The organism is Billgrantia lactosivorans, from assembly GCF_003254665.1.
Classification (GTDB): Bacteria; Pseudomonadota; Gammaproteobacteria; order Pseudomonadales; family Halomonadaceae; genus Halomonas; species Halomonas lactosivorans.
Window position 1 is genome coordinate 77,773 of record NZ_QHGY01000004.1, and the last position, 17,524, is coordinate 95,296.

The following is a 17,524-nucleotide window of genomic DNA, read 5'->3' on the forward strand; positions in this document are numbered from 1 at the left end:
ACGGATGGCTGACAATTTCTTCAATGACGACTCAAAGCGGCACGAGCCCACCTTGGGAGGGGACCGAGCAAGGCGGCAGCCAGGCGCTTCCGCCGAGTCGAGGGATGCCGACCAGGACAGCGTCCGCCTCAGCCAGGGCGACCGGCTGCAACATGAGCGCCGTGACGAGCGCGGCTACATACGCGTCACCCTGCCGTTCCGCGTCGAGCTCGACGACAGCGACACCGAGCTTCACGGCAACGACGTTTCACTGGGCGGGTTTTCCGCTCGCAGCACTCGCGGTTTCCATCCTGGCGAGCGTATCTCGGCTTCGCTGCTGGTAATGGCCGGCGCCACCGAGCTGATCGTGCCGCTTGAGGCGGAATGCCTGCGCTCCACCCCCGCCGACGATGGCAAGGGCTACGACAACAGCTTCGAGATCACCGAGATCGAGCCCCAGCATCGCGAGCTGCTGCGCCAGATCATCCGCAGCGCGCTCAGCGGCCGCACGCCCAACGTAGAAGGCCTGCTGGCGGGCGAGGATCCCCAGACCCCGCGCAAGCGCCAGGCCAGCAAGCCCTTTCCACCGGCCCGCCCGCCCAAGCCGATGAGCCGCTACATCCTGCTGTTCGTTGCCATCGGCCTACTGGTGCTGGTAGGGGCCGCCACGGCCTATCGCAACTTCATGTTGATCGAGCCCAACTTCGCCGCCGTCACCGCGCCGCGCATCGATATCCGGGCACCGGGCCCGGGGATCCTGGGCGAACACGAGCTCATCGCAGGAGATCGGGTCGAGCGCGACCAACTGCTGACCAACGTGGTCAACAGCGAGCTGGAATCGGACCTGATCCTGGCCGAGGCGGCGCTCGACTACAACAATCGCCTGATCGAGAACCTGCGCGAAGAGCTCGAGGGCGGTTCGCAGGAGGTCAGCCTGGCCAACTCCGCCCAGCCGGCCAGCGGCGACACCATGACCTTCGAATCGGTCTCGCCGGAGATCGCCCAGGCCCGCATCGATCAATTCGAGACGGTTCGCGACTACGAGGACTCGCGTATCGCCGCCCTCGAGGCGCGCCAGTCCAGCAACGACATCTACAGCCCCTGCGACTGCCTGGTGGCGTGGGCCCTGAGCAGCGCCGACGGCGTCTACATCAACGAGAGCGAGCGGATCATGACCCTGATCCGCACCGATGAAGACGACGTGCTGGTCGAGGCACTGGTACACATGGAGGACATCAGCCGCATCGAGCCCAACCAGCAAGCCTACGTGACCCTGGCCAACGCCAACCAGCCGATTCGTGCCCGGGTGCGCAACGTGTCGCTCGACGTCGAGCGGCAGCCCCGCGCCGGCTTCCCCAGCTGGGTGCGTCAGCAGCAGAACGTGGCCAGCGTGCTGCTGGTGCCCGAAGAGCCGCTGCCGGCCGAGAGCGTCGGCCAGCCCGTTGACGTGCGCTTTACCGAGGCGCCGCTGCTGGGAGCCGCCTCGGAGCGAATTTGGCAGGGAGTGCGTTCGGTCATCCAGTTCGGTGACGACATCTATCGCGCCGCTGTGGAAGACAGCAATGCCGACATGGAGAAACCCGATGAAGAGACCAATGATAGATAGACGCGAGCTGTCGTGCGGCAAGGTCGCGTGCAAGAGCGCTCTGCTGGGCACGTTGGCGCTGCTTCCGCTTGCCGTCGGTCACGCCAAAGAGGCGGAAGATGCGCTTATCGTCACACCGCAGGTTGAGCCCTGCTCTCAGCGCTACACCGCGGCCGAAACCCCTCGCCCCCACTCCGCTGCGAACGGCAAGGAGGCCGTTCGCCAGAACTTTCACACTTCGCGCCACTGGGGAGAGGAGAATATCGAGCGCCTGGGTACCGAGGACACCGGCATCGACGAGCCCGGCCTGCGCGTTCACTATCCGGCCGGCACTTCGTCGCCTGGGGACAAGCGAGGTGGGGCCGGCTTCTACAGTGATCCCCCTTCCCTACGGGGAGCCGATCGGGCCTGCCTGAGCTACATGGTGCGTTTCCCTGCCGATTTCGACTTTGTCAAGGGAGGCAAGTTGCCCGGGCTCTACGGTGGCGAGGCGCCATCGGGCGGCGACGAGGTGGACGGCAAGAGCGGCTTCTCGATGCGCCTGATGTGGCGCGAGGAAGGAGAAGGCGAACTCTACCCCTATGTGGTCGGTTTCGAGGGCGATTCGGTGGGGCGCGGCTCGTGGCGCTTCCCCTTGGGTCAGTGGGTGACTGTCGAACAGGAGATCATACTCAACGATCCCAATGGAGAAGACGGCATCGTTCGGCTCTGGATCGATAGCCAGCCGGTACTGGAGCAGCAGGAAGTGGTCTTTCGCACCACGCCGGAGCTCACCATCGACGGCCTGATGTTCTCCACCTTCTTTGGCGGCAACGGCAAGGAGTGGCGCACGCCTCGCGCCCAGTACGTGGACTTCGCCGCCATTCGCTTCTATACGCCATAACCCGACCACTTCGCATTCGAGCGCCAACGGAGCGACGCCGACCATGCCCCTTGCAGTAGTAAAAGGACTTACTGAACGTCTATCAGCCAGGATACTCGTTGCCCTGCTGGCAACGAGTGTTGCCTCCGCGGCAGCCGATACGCATACCGATACGCTATCCAGAGAAGAGCGTATGGAACTCGACCTCTCGGAATACCGGGTGACCGACACGGACGCCAGCTATTTCGACGTGGAGGACCGCATGGCCCTGATTCAGGAAACCGACAATCCCATTCTGCTGCAATCCCGAGATGAACTCTCCATGGGCCCCAGCTGCCGCCAGCTGCTCAACGCCGAGCCCATCCGAACGCGCGGCGGGATTCCTGGCTTTTATCCCAATCCCGAGGAGTGGGAGCTGGCCACCGAGCCGCTGTTCGCTTTTGAAGATAACGTATCCCACCTGGCAGGATCCTTTATCGCCAGCGGTGACGACTTCTATGCCGACTGTCTGGTGCGTTACCTGCACCGCTGGGCCGAGGCCAAGGCGCTGACCACCTTCGTCTACGATTCCCTGGAGCCCCAGGCCTGGTTCGCCTCCGAGTCGATGCTGTTTGCCGCCGCCATGGCCTACTCCATCGTGCGCCCCTATGTGAACGGCATGGAGGAGGAGCGTGCCGAGGTCGAGAAGTGGTTGCACGGCCTCGCCCTGCAGCATTCGGCCATCCACGGCGAACCGGAAGAGAGTTGCTGCAACAACCACTTCTATCGCCGTGCGCTGTACGCCAGCGTGATCGGCGTGCTGGTAGAAGATGACGATCTCTTCCGCTTCGGCGTCAGCGCCATCTATTCGGCCCTGCACGACATGACCGAGGAGGGTGCCCTGCCCCTCGAGGTGGGCCGCGGCCGGCGCGCGACCCACTACCAGAACTATGCACTCAACTACCTGGTCACCAACATGCAGGTCATTCAGCGCCAGGGTTACGACGTCTTCAAGCTCGAATATGAGGGCAACACCATCCACGATGGTGTCGATTTCCTGTTCCAGATCCTGGGCGACCCGCAGGCGCTGGGCGATTACGCGCCGCGCGAGCAGTACACGGGTTTCCTGCGGGACCCACAGTACTTCACCTGGATGGAAATCTACCTGGCCCGCTACGATCACCCCGCCATGTCCAGGTTCATTACCCGGGTACGCCCCACCTACAACCGCAGTGCGGGGGGACACATGACGTTCTATTTCATGGATCCCGACGCGCAGGAGCATGTCTACCTGGATGAGGATCGGCGTAGTACAGAGGCCTTTCAAGGCCTGAGCAATTGAGGCAGAGACCGGAACCACACGACAGAGGGGAACACATGGAACGGCTATCGGACAGGACTCGACTCGTCCCCTCGCTGCGGCTTGCCGCGGCGGTAACCCTGGCGGCATGGCTGGCTGGCTGTGCAGTAACCGACAATGGCCAACGTGCCTCGGACACCCATGCGCCTCCCGTCCCCTCCCAGTACGAAGCCTGGTTCGGCGGCGTCGCCGTACCCGATATCGAGGGGCAGGATTGGGAGACGATCAACTATGCTCGCTCCTTGATCGATGAAGAGCGCCACGAGGAAGCGCTGGAACACCTCGATGCGCTGATGGCGCGCAATGTCTTACCCGCCTTCTACGAGACAGGCAAGCTCTATGATGAGGGGCTGGGCGTCGAGGAGGATCCGGCCGAGGCGGCCCGGCTGTATGGCAAGGCCATCGAACAGCCTTCTTCCATCCGTGGTCATGCCTCACTTGATCTCGCCCGCCTTTATCTCGAAGGACGGGGCGTCGAGCGCAACGACGTGCTTGCTTACCACCTGCTGCAGCAGGCAATGGAGTCCAAAGCCAGGGATAACGCCAGCGTGCTGCTGGCGGAGCTGCTCGCCGAGGGCGGCGAAAATGTCGAGGCGGACCCTGAACTTGCCCGCGAGCTCTACGAGCAGGCAGCAGCCGAAGGCCAGGAACAGGCCCTGCGCGCCCTGGCAGAGGCTTATGCCCCAGGCGGCTGGCTGGATGAGGATCCGGCTCAGGCCATGGACTACGCCCAGCGTTACGCCGAAGTTCTCGAGGCGAAGGCCGACAAGGGCGACACAGGCGCGATGCTGGGTCTGGCGTCGCTGCATGCGGAAGACGGGCTGCTGGGCAATCAGCCCGAACGGCGGCTTCACTGGCTGCGCCAGGCGGCGGAGGCCGGTGATGTGGATGCGCTGGCTCATGCCGGGAATGCTCTGGTGGAAGCCGGCGACACGGAGGACGGCATGGAACTGCTCGAGGAAGCAGCCAATAAGGGACATGTCGACGGTATGGCCTACCTTGGCCGGGCCATGCTCGAGTCCGACCCGCCGCAGCCGACTCGCGCCGAGCATTGGCTGCGTGAAGCGGCCGATGCCGGTTCGGTCGATGCCCAGGTCTTCCTCGGCCGGGCTCTGGTGGAGGGACAGGGCGGATTAAATGATCTGCAGCGTGGCATGGACCTTCTCGAACAGGCAGCCGAGCGTGACCATCCGCTGGCCCTGGCGCAGCTCGGTTCGCTCTACATGGACGACCAGCGAGTGGCGAGCCAGCCCAGTATCGCTGTCGACTATCTCGAGCGAAGCCACGAACTGGGCCATCCGTGGGCAACCCAGCAGCTGGGCGAGGCTTATCTCGAGGGACGCGGTGTGCCAGAGGACCCGGCGAGAAGCGAGGAGTTGCTGCGCCAGGCAGCCGACCGCGGCCAAGCAGGCGCCATGCGACTCCTGGGCGAGGCCTACCTGGACGAGGACAACCCCAATTACCAGCCCAGCCGCGGCGAGGAACTACTCAGCCAGGCTGCCCAGGCCGGTGACACAACGGCCATGACTCAACTGGGCGCAGCTTACCTGGAGGGTCCGCTCGACAACCCCACTCGGGGGGTCGACCTGCTGACCCAGTCGGCCCAGCAAGGGGATGCCTATGCCATGGTCGTGCTAGGCCAGGCCTATCGTAACGGCGACGGTGTGGATCAAGACCTAGACGAAGCGACCCGCTGGCTTACCCGCGCGCAAGAGGCCGGCCACGATTCGGCAGAGGAAATTCTCACCTACGTCCAGCGTGAACGGGGCGCACATGGTGATATCGAATCTCTGGTTGCTGCCGCTGAGGATGGCCACCCAGGCGCCATGGCCGACCTGGGACGAGCTTTCCTGGAGGGTCAGGGGCTGCAACGCGACCCCACCCGAGGGGAACGCTGGCTGGAGCGCGCCCACCAGGCTGGACATGCAGGTGCCTCCGCTACCCTTGGGCGCTTATTCCTGGAGCGCGGCGATAATCAGAGAGGCGTCGAGTACCTCGAGACAGCCGTTGCCAATGGGCATGCCGAAGCGCGCGCCCACCTGGGCAAGGCTTATCTTAACGGCGAGCATGTTGAGCAGGATGTGGAGCGTGGCATCGAGATGCTGACCGCGGCTGCAGAGGCGGGTTCGCCTCATGCGGCGTATACGCTGGCCGAGGTATACCAGAACGGCGAGGGCGTCTCACAGGATGCCGAGATGGCGGAACAATGGTTCCGCAGAGCCATCGATGGCGGAGCCCCTTATGCCAAGCCCGCCCTGGGTCGAGCGCTCTTGAGAGGGGACGGCGCCATCCCGCAGGACGTGGACCAAGCGTTGGCCTTGCTGGAAGAGGGAGCCGAGCAGGGAAATGCCGATGCACAAGCCACCTTGGGACGTGAATATCTGCGTGGTGACGTGGTCGAGAAGGATTTGGAAAAAGCCGTCGATTATCTTTATAAGTCCGCCACCCAAGGGCATACCAGCGCACGCCTGGCGCTTGCCGGTGCCTACCTTTCCGCCCGTGGACTTGAGATGGCGAATCAGGATCAGGCTCTGCTCTGGCTAGATGAGGTCATCGAGAGTGAAGGACAGCTCGCCCTCGAGACGCTGCGCGAACTGCTGGAGGACGAGACAGCAGCGGAGGCGGCCAACGAACTCGCAGCCGAAGGAGAGGAGTGAAGGCGTAGAAAACCAGCGGCATGTCAGGAGGAGACCGGCACGTTCGTGCCGGTCTCCTCGGTTCTGGACTACAGGGGCACTCAACCCTCGAAGGGGTTGCGCAACACGATGGTCTCGTTGCGGTCGGGGCCGGTCGAGACGATGTCGATCGAGGTGCCCACCTTCTCCTCGAGGAAGCTGATATAGGAGCGCGCGTTGGCCGGCAGGTCCTCGATACGCTTGGCGCCCAGGGTCGACTCGCTCCAGCCCGGCAGGTCCTCGTAGAGCGGCTCGACCGCCTCGTAGCCCTCGGAGTCGACCGGGTTGTCGAGCACGTCGCCATCCTTGCTGCGGTAGCCCACGCAGACCCGAATGTTCTCGAGCCCGTCGAGCACGTCGAGCTTGGTCAGGCAGATGCCCGAGACCGAGTTGATCTGCACGGCATGGCGCAGGGCCACGGCATCGAACCAGCCGCAGCGGCGCGGGCGCCCGGTGGTGGCGCCGAACTCGTGCCCGCGCTCGGCCAGGTGACGGCCATGCTCGTCGAACAGCTCGGTGGGGAACGGGCCGGAGCCGACCCGCGTGGTATAGGCCTTGGTGATGCCGAGCACGTAGTCGAGATAGAGCGGGCCGACGCCGGAACCGGTAGCCGTTCCCCCCGCCGTGGTGTTGGAGCTGGTGACGAACGGGTAGGTGCCGTGGTCGATGTCGAGCAGTGACCCCTGGGCGCCCTCGAAGAGGATGTTCTCGCCGGCGCGGCGCAGCTCGTGCACCAGGCTCACCGTATCGCACACCATCGGCCGCAGCTCCTCGGCCATGGCCATGGCGGTGTCGAGCACTTCCTGGAAGTCGACCGCCTTCTCGCCGTGGTAGTTGACCAGCACGAAGTTGTGGTAATCGAGCACTTCCCCCAGCTTGGAGGCGAAGCGCTCGCGATGCAGCATGTCGCCCAGACGCAGGCCACGACGCGCCACCTTGTCCTCGTAGGCCGGGCCGATGCCGCGTCCGGTGGTGCCGATCTTCGCCACGCCGCGGGCCTTCTCGCGGGCCAGGTCGAGGCGCACGTGATACGGCAGGATCAGCGGACAGGCCGGCGAGAGCCGCAGCCGCTCGCGTACCGGCACGCCCTTGTCCTCGAGTTCGCGGATCTCCTTGATCAGCGCCTCGGGCGACAGCACCACGCCGTTGCCGATGATGCAGGTCTTGCCCTGGCGCAGGATACCGGAGGGAATCAGGTGCAGCACGGTCTTCTCGCCGTCGATGACCAGCGTATGCCCGGCATTGTGCCCGCCCTGGAAGCGTACCACCGCCGCCGCCGATTCGGTCAGCAGGTCGACCACCTTGCCCTTGCCTTCGTCTCCCCACTGTGTGCCCAGTACGACTACGTTCTTGCCCATTGTGTCTCGTCTCTCGTGTCGGCGCCGCGTACGTGCGCGCGTGCGCGTCGATGATCGGCCCTGCGGGCCGCGCTTCGTCTTCCGGCCCGCTGCCGGTATCGTACTATGCAGGCCTTGGCCGTTTCGCCTACGCCTGGAGTGCCTCCGTTTGCCAACGGCCGTCGACCAGCACCAGCCGTCGGCTGCAGCGGTGCGCCTCGGGCGGCGTCGTCTGCCCCGGCAGTGCCTGTACCACCCGGTGCCCAGCGCTGCGCAGCGAGGCAATCGCCTCCGCCACGCCGTCCCCGTCGGCCGGCGCCCAGATGCCGTCGCAGGCCGGCTCGCTCTGCACCAGCGTGGCAAGCAGCTTCAGGTCCATCGAGAAGCCGGTGGCGGGACGCGCCCGTCCGAAGGCGCGTCCGGTGTCGTCATAGCGGCCGCCCTTGGCTAGCGCCTGGCCGTAGCCCGGCACGAAGGCGGCGAACATCATTCCGGTGTGGTATTGATAGCCGCGCAGCTCGGCCAGGTCGAAGTAGAACTCCACCTCGGGGTGCTCCTCCGCCACGCCCCGGTGCAGCGCCTTGAGCTGCGCCAAGGCTTCGGCCACGGCCGCCGGCGCACCGGCAAAGGCATCCCGCGCGCTGTCCAGCACCTCGGGGCCTCCGTGCAGGCGGCCCAACGCTCGAAACATCTCGGCAAGCGCTGGGTCGGGCACGCTGGCCTCGACCTGCTGGGCGAGGGCCCCCGGCGACTTGAGTTCCAGCGCCTCGAACAGCGCCCGCTCCTGGTCGGGCTCCAGTTCGGCCGCCTGTACCAGGCTACGATAGATGCCGATATGGCCCAACGCCAAGTGCAGCTCAACGGCACCTGCGGCCTTGAGGCTCAGCAGTGCCAGGCGCAGGATCTCCAGATCCGCCTCCAGCCCGGCATGGCCGAACAGCTCGACGCCGACCTGGACCGGACTGCGCCCGCCCTGGTGCTGGTCGGCCTTGGCCCGCAGCACGTTGGTGCAGTAGCACAGCCTGGCGGGGCCCTGGTGGCGCATGGAGTGGGCGTCCATCCGCGCCACCTGGGGCGTCACGTCGGCGCTCACCCCCATCAGCCGGCCAGTCAGCTGGTCGGTGAGCTTGAAGGTCTGCAGATCCAGATCGGTGCCGGTGCCGGTCAGCAGGGAATCGAGGAATTCCACCGGCGGCGGCATCACCTGGTCGTAGCCCCAACGGTAGTAGAGGTCGAGCAGCGACCGGCGCAGCTCCTCCATGCGGCTCGCCTGGGGCGGCAGCACTTCGTCCATGCCGTCGGGCAGCAGCCAGCGGTCAGCAGTGGTCATGTCGTCAATCCTGCGAAGCGATTGGGCGGGCAAGGAAGACCCGATTGGCAAAAAAGGCCCACAAAAAAACCGGGCCACGCCCGGTTGACGGATTCTACCACGTTTGGCGGCCGGATGAACCCCGCGCCCCATGGGCAGGCAGGTCGGCCGCGCCGCGGCCAACCTGCTGTCCGGCTCACTCCTCGCCCTGGACCTCGGGGCTGCGCAGGTAGCGGAAGAAGTCGCTGGTCGAGTCGAGCACCATCATATCCCGCTCGCCGTCGAAGCTGTCGCGATAGGCGTTGAGGCTGCGCCAGAAGGTGAAGAACTCCGCGTTCTGCTCGTAAGCCTCGGAGAAGATCGCGGCCGCTTCGGCATCGCCCTCACCGCGCAGGGTCTCGGCGCGCTCGGTGGCCTGGGCCAGCAGCACCTGGCGCCGACGGTCGGCGTTGGCGCGGATCCGTTCGGCCTCCTCCTGGCCCTGGGCACGCCATTCACGGGCCTCGCGCTCACGCTCGGAGCGCATGCGGTCGAAGACCGCCGTTGAGACGTCGTCGGGCAGATCGATCCGCTTGACCCGGATATCGACGATCGCCACGCCCAGCTCCTCGCGCATCAAGTTATCGAGGTCTTCGGCCGGCCCGGTCATCAGGTCGTCGCGACGCTCGGCGATGATCTGCTGCAGGTCCAGGCGGCCGAATTCGTTACGCAGGCTTTCGTCGACTCGGGGTTGAATCAAGCGAATCGCCATCGTCTCGTCACCCGCGGTGGCTTCGTAGTAGCGTGTGGGATTGACCACCTGCCACTTGACGTAGGAGTCGACGATCACCGCCTTCTGCTCCAGCGTCAGGTAGCGGCTGGGGTCGGTGTCCAGGGTCAGCACCCGGGTGTCGAACTTGCGCACCGTCTGGGTGATCGGCACCTTGAAGTGCAGCCCCGACTGGATGTTCTCCTCGATGACCTCACCGAAGCGAAGCTTGACGGCGCGCTCGGTCTCGTCGACCACGAAGAGGCTGTTGCTGGCGAGCCAGGCAACGGCAGCGAGGCCGCCGACGATGATCAAGGAACGGTTGTTGACCATTTAGCGGCCCTCCCTGCGGATACCACCGGTGTTACTACCCCCCTGCTGCGACGAAGCGCTGCGCAGGCGCTCGAGCACGCGAGGGTCGAGCTCGCCGTTCTCGCCGCGTGCGTCGTCGCTGTCGTCGTTGCCATCACCGCCGGACCCGCCGGGGCGCTGGTCGAGAGGCAGGTACATCAGCGGCGCATCATCGCTCACGTCGACCAGCACCTTCGGCGTACGGGCGAAGACGTCGGCCATGGCGTCGATGTAGAGGCGCTCGCGCATGATCTCCGGCGCGTTGCGGTACTGTGCCAGCAGCGCGTTGAAGCGGTTGACCTGACCCTGGGCCTCGGCCACCACCGATTCACGATAGCCCTGGCCCTGCTCGACCAGACGCTGGGCCTGGCCCTGGGCGGCCGGGATGATGGCGTTGGCGTAGGCCATGCCCTCGTTGATCGTGCGCTGACGATCCTCGCGGGCCCGGATCACGTCGTCGAAGGCGTCGATGACCGGTGCCGGTGCGGTGGTGGATTCGATGTTGATGGTCTGCAGGCGAATGCCGGTGCCGTAGCTGTCCAGGTAGGTCTGCAGGCGGCTGGCCACGGAGCTGCCGAGAATCTCGCGCCCGGAGGTGAGGATCTCGATCATGTCCGTGCCGCCCACCACGTGTCGCAGGGCGCTGTCCAGCGCGTTCTCGATGGAGAGTTCGGGGTTGCGCACGTTGAGCACGAAGTCGCGCGGGTCGTTGACCTGGTACTGGGCCGAGATCTCGACCTCGACGATGTTCTCGTCGCGGGTCAGCATCGACTGGGTCTGGGTCAGCGAGCGCACGCGAGTGACGTTGACCATGCGGACGTCGTCGATCAGCGGCGGATTCCAGTGCAGGCCGGGGCCCACTACCGTCTGGTACTCGCCGAAGCGCAGCACCACGCCGCGTTCGGCCTGGTCGACCAGGTAGAAGCCCATGGCCCCCCAGATGCCCAGGGCGATGACGAGCAGCAGGCCCGGCAGCGCAAAGGTGTTGCGCGGACGCCCGCCGCCCTTGCCGCCACGCCCGCCGCCGCCCTTGCCGCCACGCCCGCCGAGCATGCTGTTGAGCTTGTCCTGGAACTTCTTCAGGGCCTCGTCAAGGTCGGGCGGCCCCTGGTTGCCCCCACGGTTCCCACCGCCGCCGCCATTGCCGCCGCCGCGCCGCCCCCCGCCACTCCAGGGGTCATGCTGGTTGCCGCCACCCGGCTCATTCCAAGCCATACGTCGTCTCCACTCTGCGTTACCCCGCCGCCGGCGTCTTGCTCGGCCGACTGGGGAGATCGGTTGCTATCCTGTAGGGACACCCGAGGGGGTCTGGCGCCATCGTCACCAGGGGATGCCCGTCCAGCCGGCCAGGACAACCGCAGTTGTCATGCATCCCACACCGGCCGCTGGTGCAGCTCGGACGGCAGGTAGTCCTCCGCCCGCTCTCCCAACCGGGCCATCAACTGCAGGAAGTCGCGGCGCGGCAGGCGCACCTCGAGCCGCACCTTCCCACCCTCTTCGTACTGTTCTTCTCGCACGGCCCCGAGTTCGTGCAGGCCCGCACGCAAGCGACCCTGCTCCGGCGCCAGATGCATGCTGAAGTCGATGACGTCTTCCGCCAGGCACTCCGAAAGGGCCTGCCCGAGCAGGTCGAGCCCACGCCCGTCGCGCGCCGACAGCCACACCGCTTCGGGCCGGCCCTGCCCGTCGCGCTCGATGCGCGGCGCACTGTCGAGCAGGTCGATCTTGTTCATCACCTTGAGCATCGGCACGTCGAGGGCACCGATCTCGTCGAGCACGCCTTCGACCTGGGCCACGTTGACCTCGCGATCCGGATCGGCGGCATCGATCACATGGACCAGCAGCGAGGCCTCGGCCGCCTCCTGGAGCGTGGCCTGGAAGGCCTCCACCAGCTTGTGCGGGAGATGGCGGATGAATCCCACGGTATCCGCCAGCACCACCGGCCCGACATCACCGACCTCCAGCCGCCGCAGGGTCGGATCGAGCGTAGCGAACAACTGATCGGCCGCATAGACCTTGGCTTCGGTCAGGGCGTTGAAAAGCGTCGACTTGCCGGCGTTGGTATAGCCGACCAGCGAAACGCTGGGGATCTCCGCCCGGGCCCGCGCACGGCGGTTCTGGCTGCGCTGGCTGCGCACCTTGTCGAGGCGCTTGTGGATCGCCTTGATGCGCGCCCGCAGCAGCCGGCGGTCGGTCTCGAGCTGGGTCTCACCGGGGCCGCGCAGGCCGATGCCGCCCTTCTGGCGCTCGAGGTGGGTCCAGCCCCGTACCAGGCGGGTGGACATGTACTCCAGCTGGGCCAGCTCGACCTGCAGCTTGCCCTCGTGGGTACGCGCCCGCTGGGCGAAGATATCGAGTATCAGCCCCGTGCGGTCCAGCACCCGGCACTTGAGTTCCCGCTCCAGGTTGCGCTCCTGGGAAGGGCTCAAGCCATGGTTGAAGATGACGAGCTCGGCACCATGCACTTGCAGGGCCTCGCGGAGCTCCTCCACCTTGCCGCTGCCGATGAAGGTGCGCGAATCGGGCCGATGCCGGCTGCCGCTGAGCAGCATGGCCGGCTCGGCGCCGGCGGAACGGACCAGCTCCATGAACTCGCCCGGATCCTCGCGTTCGCGCTCGTCCTGGAAGTCGACATGGACCAGTACCGCCGTCTCGCCGGCATCGGGTCGTTCAAAAAACAATCAATACCTCACGCATTGCTGTCCGGCTGGGCCGCGGGATCCTGCGGCGGTAGCCGCACGTTGCGCGAAGGCACCACCGTGGAGATGGCGTGCTTGTACACCATCTGACTGACGGTGTTGCGCAACAGGATCACGAACTGATCGAACGACTCGATCTGTCCCTGCAGCTTGATGCCGTTGACCAGGAAAATTGAAACCGGAATGCGCTCCTTGCGCAGGATGTTCAGGTACGGGTCTTGAAGGGACTGCCCTTTGGACATGTTACCTCTCCCTAAATCGTTCTCATGAGGGGTGGAAGTTGTGTTCTTGCTTGGCTGGTCACCCGGCCTCTCGAAGCCAACATCTTACGCTAAGAGCCCGATTCACGCACGAAATTCAGGACATCGCCCAGCGCGTCCCGGCTCAGGCTGTCGACCCAGTGCAGCGCCGGCCAGCTGCGCAGCCAGGTCAACTGACGCTTGGCCAGCTGACGGGTCGCCACGATGGTGCGCTGGCGCAGTTGCTCGAGATCCCCCGTGCCATCGAGGTATTCCCATGCCTGGCGGTAACCCACGCTTTTCATCGACGGCAGACCGAGGTGCAGGTCACCGCGCGCCCTGAGCGCCTCGACTTCGGCGATCAGGCCGGCATGCAGCATGACCTCGAAGCGTGCGGCGATCCGCTCGTGCAGGACTCGACGATCGAAGGGCGTGAAACCTATCGACAGCACTTCCCAGGGGAAGGTTTCAGGACGTTGGCGGCGCCACAGCTCGGTCAGGGTCGTGCCGCTGGCCCGATAGACCTCCAGCGCCCGCATCAGGCGCTGCGGATCGTTGGGGTGAATGCGCCGGGCGGACTCGGGGTCGACCCTGGCGAGCTCGGCATGCAGCCCGGCCAGGCCGCCGCGCTCGGCCTCGCGCGCCAGCTCGGCACGCAGCGCCGGGTCCGCCGCCGGCAGGTTGGCCACGCCCTCGAGCAGGCGCTTGGCGTACATCATGGTGCCGCCCACCAGCAGCGGGATCCGCCCGGCTGCGGTGATTCGTCGCATCTCGCGGCGGGCATCCTCGCGAAAGTCCGCCGCCGAGTAGGGCTCGGCCGGGTCGCGGATGTCGATCAGCCGATGGGGGGCGCGCGCCAGTTCCTGCGGCGAGGGCTTGGCGCTGCCGATATCCATGCCGCGGTAGACCATGGCCGAGTCCATGCTCACCAGCTCGCAGTCGAGCCGTTCGTGCAACTCGATGGCCAAGTCGGTCTTGCCGGCGGCGGTGGGTCCCATCAGCAGGATGGCGAGGGGGCGTCTTTCGGGCATGGCGCTGCCTTACTGTCCGCGCAGAAACAGGCGATCGAGCTGCTTGAGCGACATCTCGGTCCAGGTGGGGCGGCCATGGTTGCACTGCCCGCTGCGCTCGGTGCGCTCCATGTCGCGCAGCAGGGCGTTCATCTCGGCCGTGGTCAGGCGGCGATTGGCGCGCACGCTGCCGTGGCAGGCCATGGTGGCCAGCAGCTCGTTGATGCGGGCCTCCAGGCGGTCGGAACGGCCGTAGCGCTCGAGGTCGCCCAGCATGTCGCGGATCAGCGGCTCGACGTCGGCATCGGCGAGCAGCGCCGGTACCTGGCGCACCAGCAGGCTTTCGGGGCCGGCCACGTCGAGCTCCACGCCCAGGCGGCTGAAGGCGTCACGCTCCGCCTCGGCGGTCGCCACCTCGGCGTGGCTGGCGGCCATCGACACCGGCACCAGCAGCGGCTGCGCCTCGAGCGCCCCGCCGTGCACCTGCTCCTTCATGCGCTCGTAGACGATGCGCTCGTGGGCGGCATGCATGTCGACGATGATCATGCCCTGTGCCGTCTGCGACAGGATGTAGATGCCGTGCAGCTGGGCGATGGCGAAGCCCAGCGGCGGAATGCCGCCCTCCCCCGTTTCGGGCAATGCCGGCGACCCGCCCCCTGGCACCGGGGCCACGGCGACATTCGCGTCGTCGGCGGGCCGCGGCGTCAGCAGGCGCTCCTCGTGATCGGGATGCAGCGCACGGTAGCCGCTCATGAAGGCGCGCACGCGGTCGGCCGTGACACGCTCGCCCTCGTCGGGCGCCTGGGGCAGGCGCATGGGCTGCTGCTGCCAGCGCCCGGCCGGCTCCTGCACCGCTCGCTCGTGCCCGGGCATCGCCACTGTCGCGGCCGCACCCACGGCATCTTCGCCAGCGTCGCCCTGCGCGGCGGGCGGTGCCTCGGCCAGGGCCCGGTGCAGGCTGGAAAAGAGGAAATCGTGGACCAGGCGACCATCGCGAAATCGCACCTCGTGCTTGGTGGGATGGACGTTGACGTCCACCACCGTGGGGTCGACCTCGAGATAGAGCACGAAGACCGGATGGCGCCCATGGAACAGCACATCGCGGTAGGCCTGGCGGATGGCGTGCGCCACCAGGCGGTCGCGTACCACGCGGCCGTTGACGAAGAAGTACTGCTGGTCGGCCTGGGCGCGCGAATGGGTCGGCAGGCCGACCCAGCCCCACAGACGCAGCCCGCCGGCCGCGAGATCGAGGTGCAGGGCGTTGTCGAGGAAGCCCTTGCCCAGCAGCGCGGCAATGCGTCGCTCGCGGCGGGCGGCGTCGTCCCCCGCCGGCAGCTGGTGCACCGTCTTCTGGTTGTGGCGCAGCACCCAGCCGATGTCGTAGCGCGACAGCGCCAGGCGGCGGAAGGCTTCCTCCACGTGGCCGTACTCGGTCTTCTCGGTGCGCAGGAACTTGCGTCGCGCGGGGGTATTGAAGAACAGGTCGCGCACCGTGACCGAGGTGCCCCGCGGGTGGGGCGCGGGAGTGACGCGAGGCTCCATCTGGCGGCCCTCGGCCACCACGCGCCAGCCGCTGCGCGGATCGTCCTCGACGTTGGCGACGAGCTCGAGTCGCGAGACCGAGCTGATCGAGGCCAGCGCCTCGCCGCGGAAGCCGAGGCTCGCCACCCCTTCGAGATCCTCCAGCGAGGCGATCTTGCTGGTGGCGTGGCGCGACAGCGCCAGCGGCAGGTCGTCCTCGGCAATCCCGCTGCCGTCGTCACGCACGCGGATCAGCCGTGCCCCGCCGGCCTCGAGCTCCACCTCGATACGCCGGCTGCCGGCATCGATGGCGTTCTCGACCAGCTCCTTGACCACCGACGCCGGGCGCTCCACCACTTCGCCGGCGGCGATCTGGTTGGCCAGCCTGGGATCGAGGACGCGGATGCGCCGGGTATCGTCGACTACCGTCATGAGCGGGGTATCCGTAGTACCTGTCCGACGCGGATCACGTCGCCGTTGAGTTCGTTGGCCTGCTTGAGCTGCGCCACCGGCACGCCATGCCGCGCGGCGATCTGCGACAGCGTGTCGCCCGGCTGGATACGGTACTCGTTGCCGGAGGGCGTGCGCTGGTTGTCGCGTTGCCAGGCCAGCAGGCTCGCGGGTGGCGGGTTGCTGCGGAAGTGTGCCTGGATGCCTTCGAAGATCGACTCCGACATCCGCTGCTGATGGCCCGAATCGCGCAGCCGACGCTCCTCGTCGGGGTTGGAGATGAATCCCGTCTCGATCAGCAACGAGGGGATGTCGGGGGACTTCAGCACCATGAAGCCGGCCTGCTCGACCCGCGACTTGTGCAGGCGATTGACGCGGCCCATCTGATCGAGCACCTGGCCGCCGATGGCCAGCGAGTCGTTGAGGGTGGCGGTCATGGTCAGGTCCAGCAGCACGCCGCGCAGCACCTCGTCCTTGTCGTTGAGCGAGAGATTGCCGTCGACACCGCCGATCAGGTCGGCCTCGTTCTCGCTTGCCGCCAGCCACTGGGCGGTCTCCGAGGTGGCACCGCGCTGGGACAGCGCATAGACGGAGCTGCCGTTGGGCCGGGGGCTGTTGAAGGCGTCGGCGTGGATCGAGACGAAGAAATCGGCCTTCTGTTCGCGCGCGATGCGGGTGCGCTGGCGCAGCCCGATGTAGTAGTCGCCATCACGAATCATCACCGCGCGAAACCCTTCGCTGTCGTCGACCAGGCGCTGCAGGCGCCGGGCGATCTCCATCACCACGTCCTTCTCGCGGACGCCGCTGGGGCCGATGGCGCCCGGGTCCTCGCCACCGTGGCCGGCATCGATGGCGATGATGATGTCGCGACGCGGATGCGGCTCCGCCGGCTGCTGGGCCACCACCTCGGGGTCGACGCGCGGGGTCTCGCCGTCGGCCTCGTTGCGATGGCGGTTGGCGGCGATCTCCTGCTCGCGGATCATCGCCTCGATCGGGTCGATGGGGTTCTGGACCGCGCTTTCGCCGGGGTACTCCATGTCGACCACCAGGCGGTGGCCGTACTGCTCGTTGGGCGGCAGGGTGAAGTGGCGCGGCTCCACCTCGCGGGAGAGCTCCAGCACCACGCGCAGGCCGCCACCGTCGCGCGCCCCGCTGCGTACCGCGGTGATGGCGCTGCCGTCCAGCTCGAGGCTCGCCAGGTCGGTTTCGAGTCCGCTCTGGTCGAGGTCGATCACCAGGCGCAGCGGGTCGTCCAGGGTGAAGACGTTGGCCTCGGCGTGGTCGGAGAGGTCGAACACCAGCCGCGCATGATCCGGCGCCGCCCACAGGCGGATGTTGTCGACCTGGGCCGCCTGGGCCGGCATGTGCGGGACCGCCAGCAGCGCCAGGACCAGCAGCAGGCCGCGACAGAGCATTGGGC

13 protein-coding genes are annotated in these 17,524 nt (G+C 66.8%); 4 read left to right on the plus strand and 9 right to left on the minus strand.

Annotated features, from left to right (window positions below; all coding sequences use genetic code 11):
* The first annotated feature begins 4 nt into the window (after positions 1-4).
* From DIS04_RS10875 to DIS04_RS10890, 4 genes are all read left to right on the plus strand, one after another.
* On the plus strand, positions 5-1,585 hold the full coding sequence (locus tag DIS04_RS10875) for an alginate biosynthesis protein Alg44 (protein ID WP_111413803.1): 1,581 nt from the start codon (positions 5-7) through the stop codon (positions 1,583-1,585).
* On the plus strand, positions 1,575-2,447 hold the full coding sequence (locus DIS04_RS10880; protein ID WP_111413804.1) for a polysaccharide lyase: 873 nt from the start codon (positions 1,575-1,577) through the stop codon (positions 2,445-2,447). The genes DIS04_RS10875 and DIS04_RS10880 overlap by 11 nt, the downstream gene beginning before the upstream one ends.
* Positions 2,448-2,619: 172 nt before the next feature.
* Positions 2,620-3,747: an alginate lyase family protein gene (locus DIS04_RS10885; RefSeq protein WP_245904544.1), complete on the plus strand. Its 1,128-nt coding sequence runs from the start codon at positions 2,620-2,622 to the stop codon at positions 3,745-3,747.
* Between the two features lie 35 nt (positions 3,748-3,782).
* Positions 3,783-6,422, plus strand: a complete 2,640-nt coding sequence (locus DIS04_RS10890; RefSeq protein WP_111413806.1) for a tetratricopeptide repeat protein — start codon at positions 3,783-3,785, stop codon at positions 6,420-6,422.
* 80 nt (positions 6,423-6,502) lie between these two features.
* Here the strand turns inward: DIS04_RS10890 and DIS04_RS10895 are convergent, their stop codons facing one another.
* From DIS04_RS10895 to DIS04_RS10935, 9 genes are all read right to left on the minus strand, one after another.
* Positions 6,503-7,798 (minus strand): adenylosuccinate synthase, encoded by a 1,296-nt coding sequence (locus tag DIS04_RS10895; protein WP_111413807.1) that lies wholly within the window; start codon positions 7,796-7,798, stop codon positions 6,503-6,505.
* Positions 7,799-7,925: 127 nt separating this feature from the next.
* The gene (locus tag DIS04_RS10900; RefSeq protein ID WP_111413808.1) at positions 7,926-9,107 is read right to left on the minus strand and encodes an ATP phosphoribosyltransferase regulatory subunit; all 1,182 of its coding nucleotides are present in this window, start codon (positions 9,105-9,107) and stop codon (positions 7,926-7,928) included.
* Between the two features lie 175 nt (positions 9,108-9,282).
* Positions 9,283-10,167, minus strand: coding sequence for a protease modulator HflC (gene hflC / locus DIS04_RS10905; protein ID WP_111413809.1), 885 nt, complete (start codon positions 10,165-10,167; stop codon positions 9,283-9,285).
* A complete protein-coding gene (hflK, locus tag DIS04_RS10910) occupies positions 10,168-11,400 on the minus strand; it encodes an FtsH protease activity modulator HflK (RefSeq protein WP_111413810.1) in 1,233 nt (410 codons plus the stop codon).
* Positions 11,401-11,549: 149 nt separating this feature from the next.
* A complete protein-coding gene (hflX, locus tag DIS04_RS10915) occupies positions 11,550-12,866 on the minus strand; it encodes a ribosome rescue GTPase HflX (protein ID WP_111413811.1) in 1,317 nt (438 codons plus the stop codon).
* 8 nt (positions 12,867-12,874) lie between these two features.
* Entirely contained in the window at positions 12,875-13,126 is a 252-nt protein-coding gene (gene hfq, locus DIS04_RS10920) for an RNA chaperone Hfq (RefSeq protein WP_103968388.1), read from the minus strand.
* An 89-nt stretch (positions 13,127-13,215) separates the two neighbouring features.
* Entirely contained in the window at positions 13,216-14,154 is a 939-nt protein-coding gene (gene miaA / locus DIS04_RS10925) for a tRNA (adenosine(37)-N6)-dimethylallyltransferase MiaA (protein ID WP_111413812.1), read from the minus strand.
* A gap of 9 nt (positions 14,155-14,163) precedes the next feature.
* On the minus strand, positions 14,164-16,086 hold the full coding sequence (gene mutL, locus DIS04_RS10930; RefSeq protein ID WP_111413813.1) for a DNA mismatch repair endonuclease MutL: 1,923 nt from the start codon (positions 16,084-16,086) through the stop codon (positions 14,164-14,166).
* Positions 16,083-17,519 (minus strand): N-acetylmuramoyl-L-alanine amidase, encoded by a 1,437-nt coding sequence (locus DIS04_RS10935; RefSeq protein WP_111413814.1) that lies wholly within the window; start codon positions 17,517-17,519, stop codon positions 16,083-16,085. Before DIS04_RS10935 ends, mutL begins: the two co-directional genes overlap by 4 nt.
* Positions 17,520-17,524: the final 5 nt, after the last annotated feature.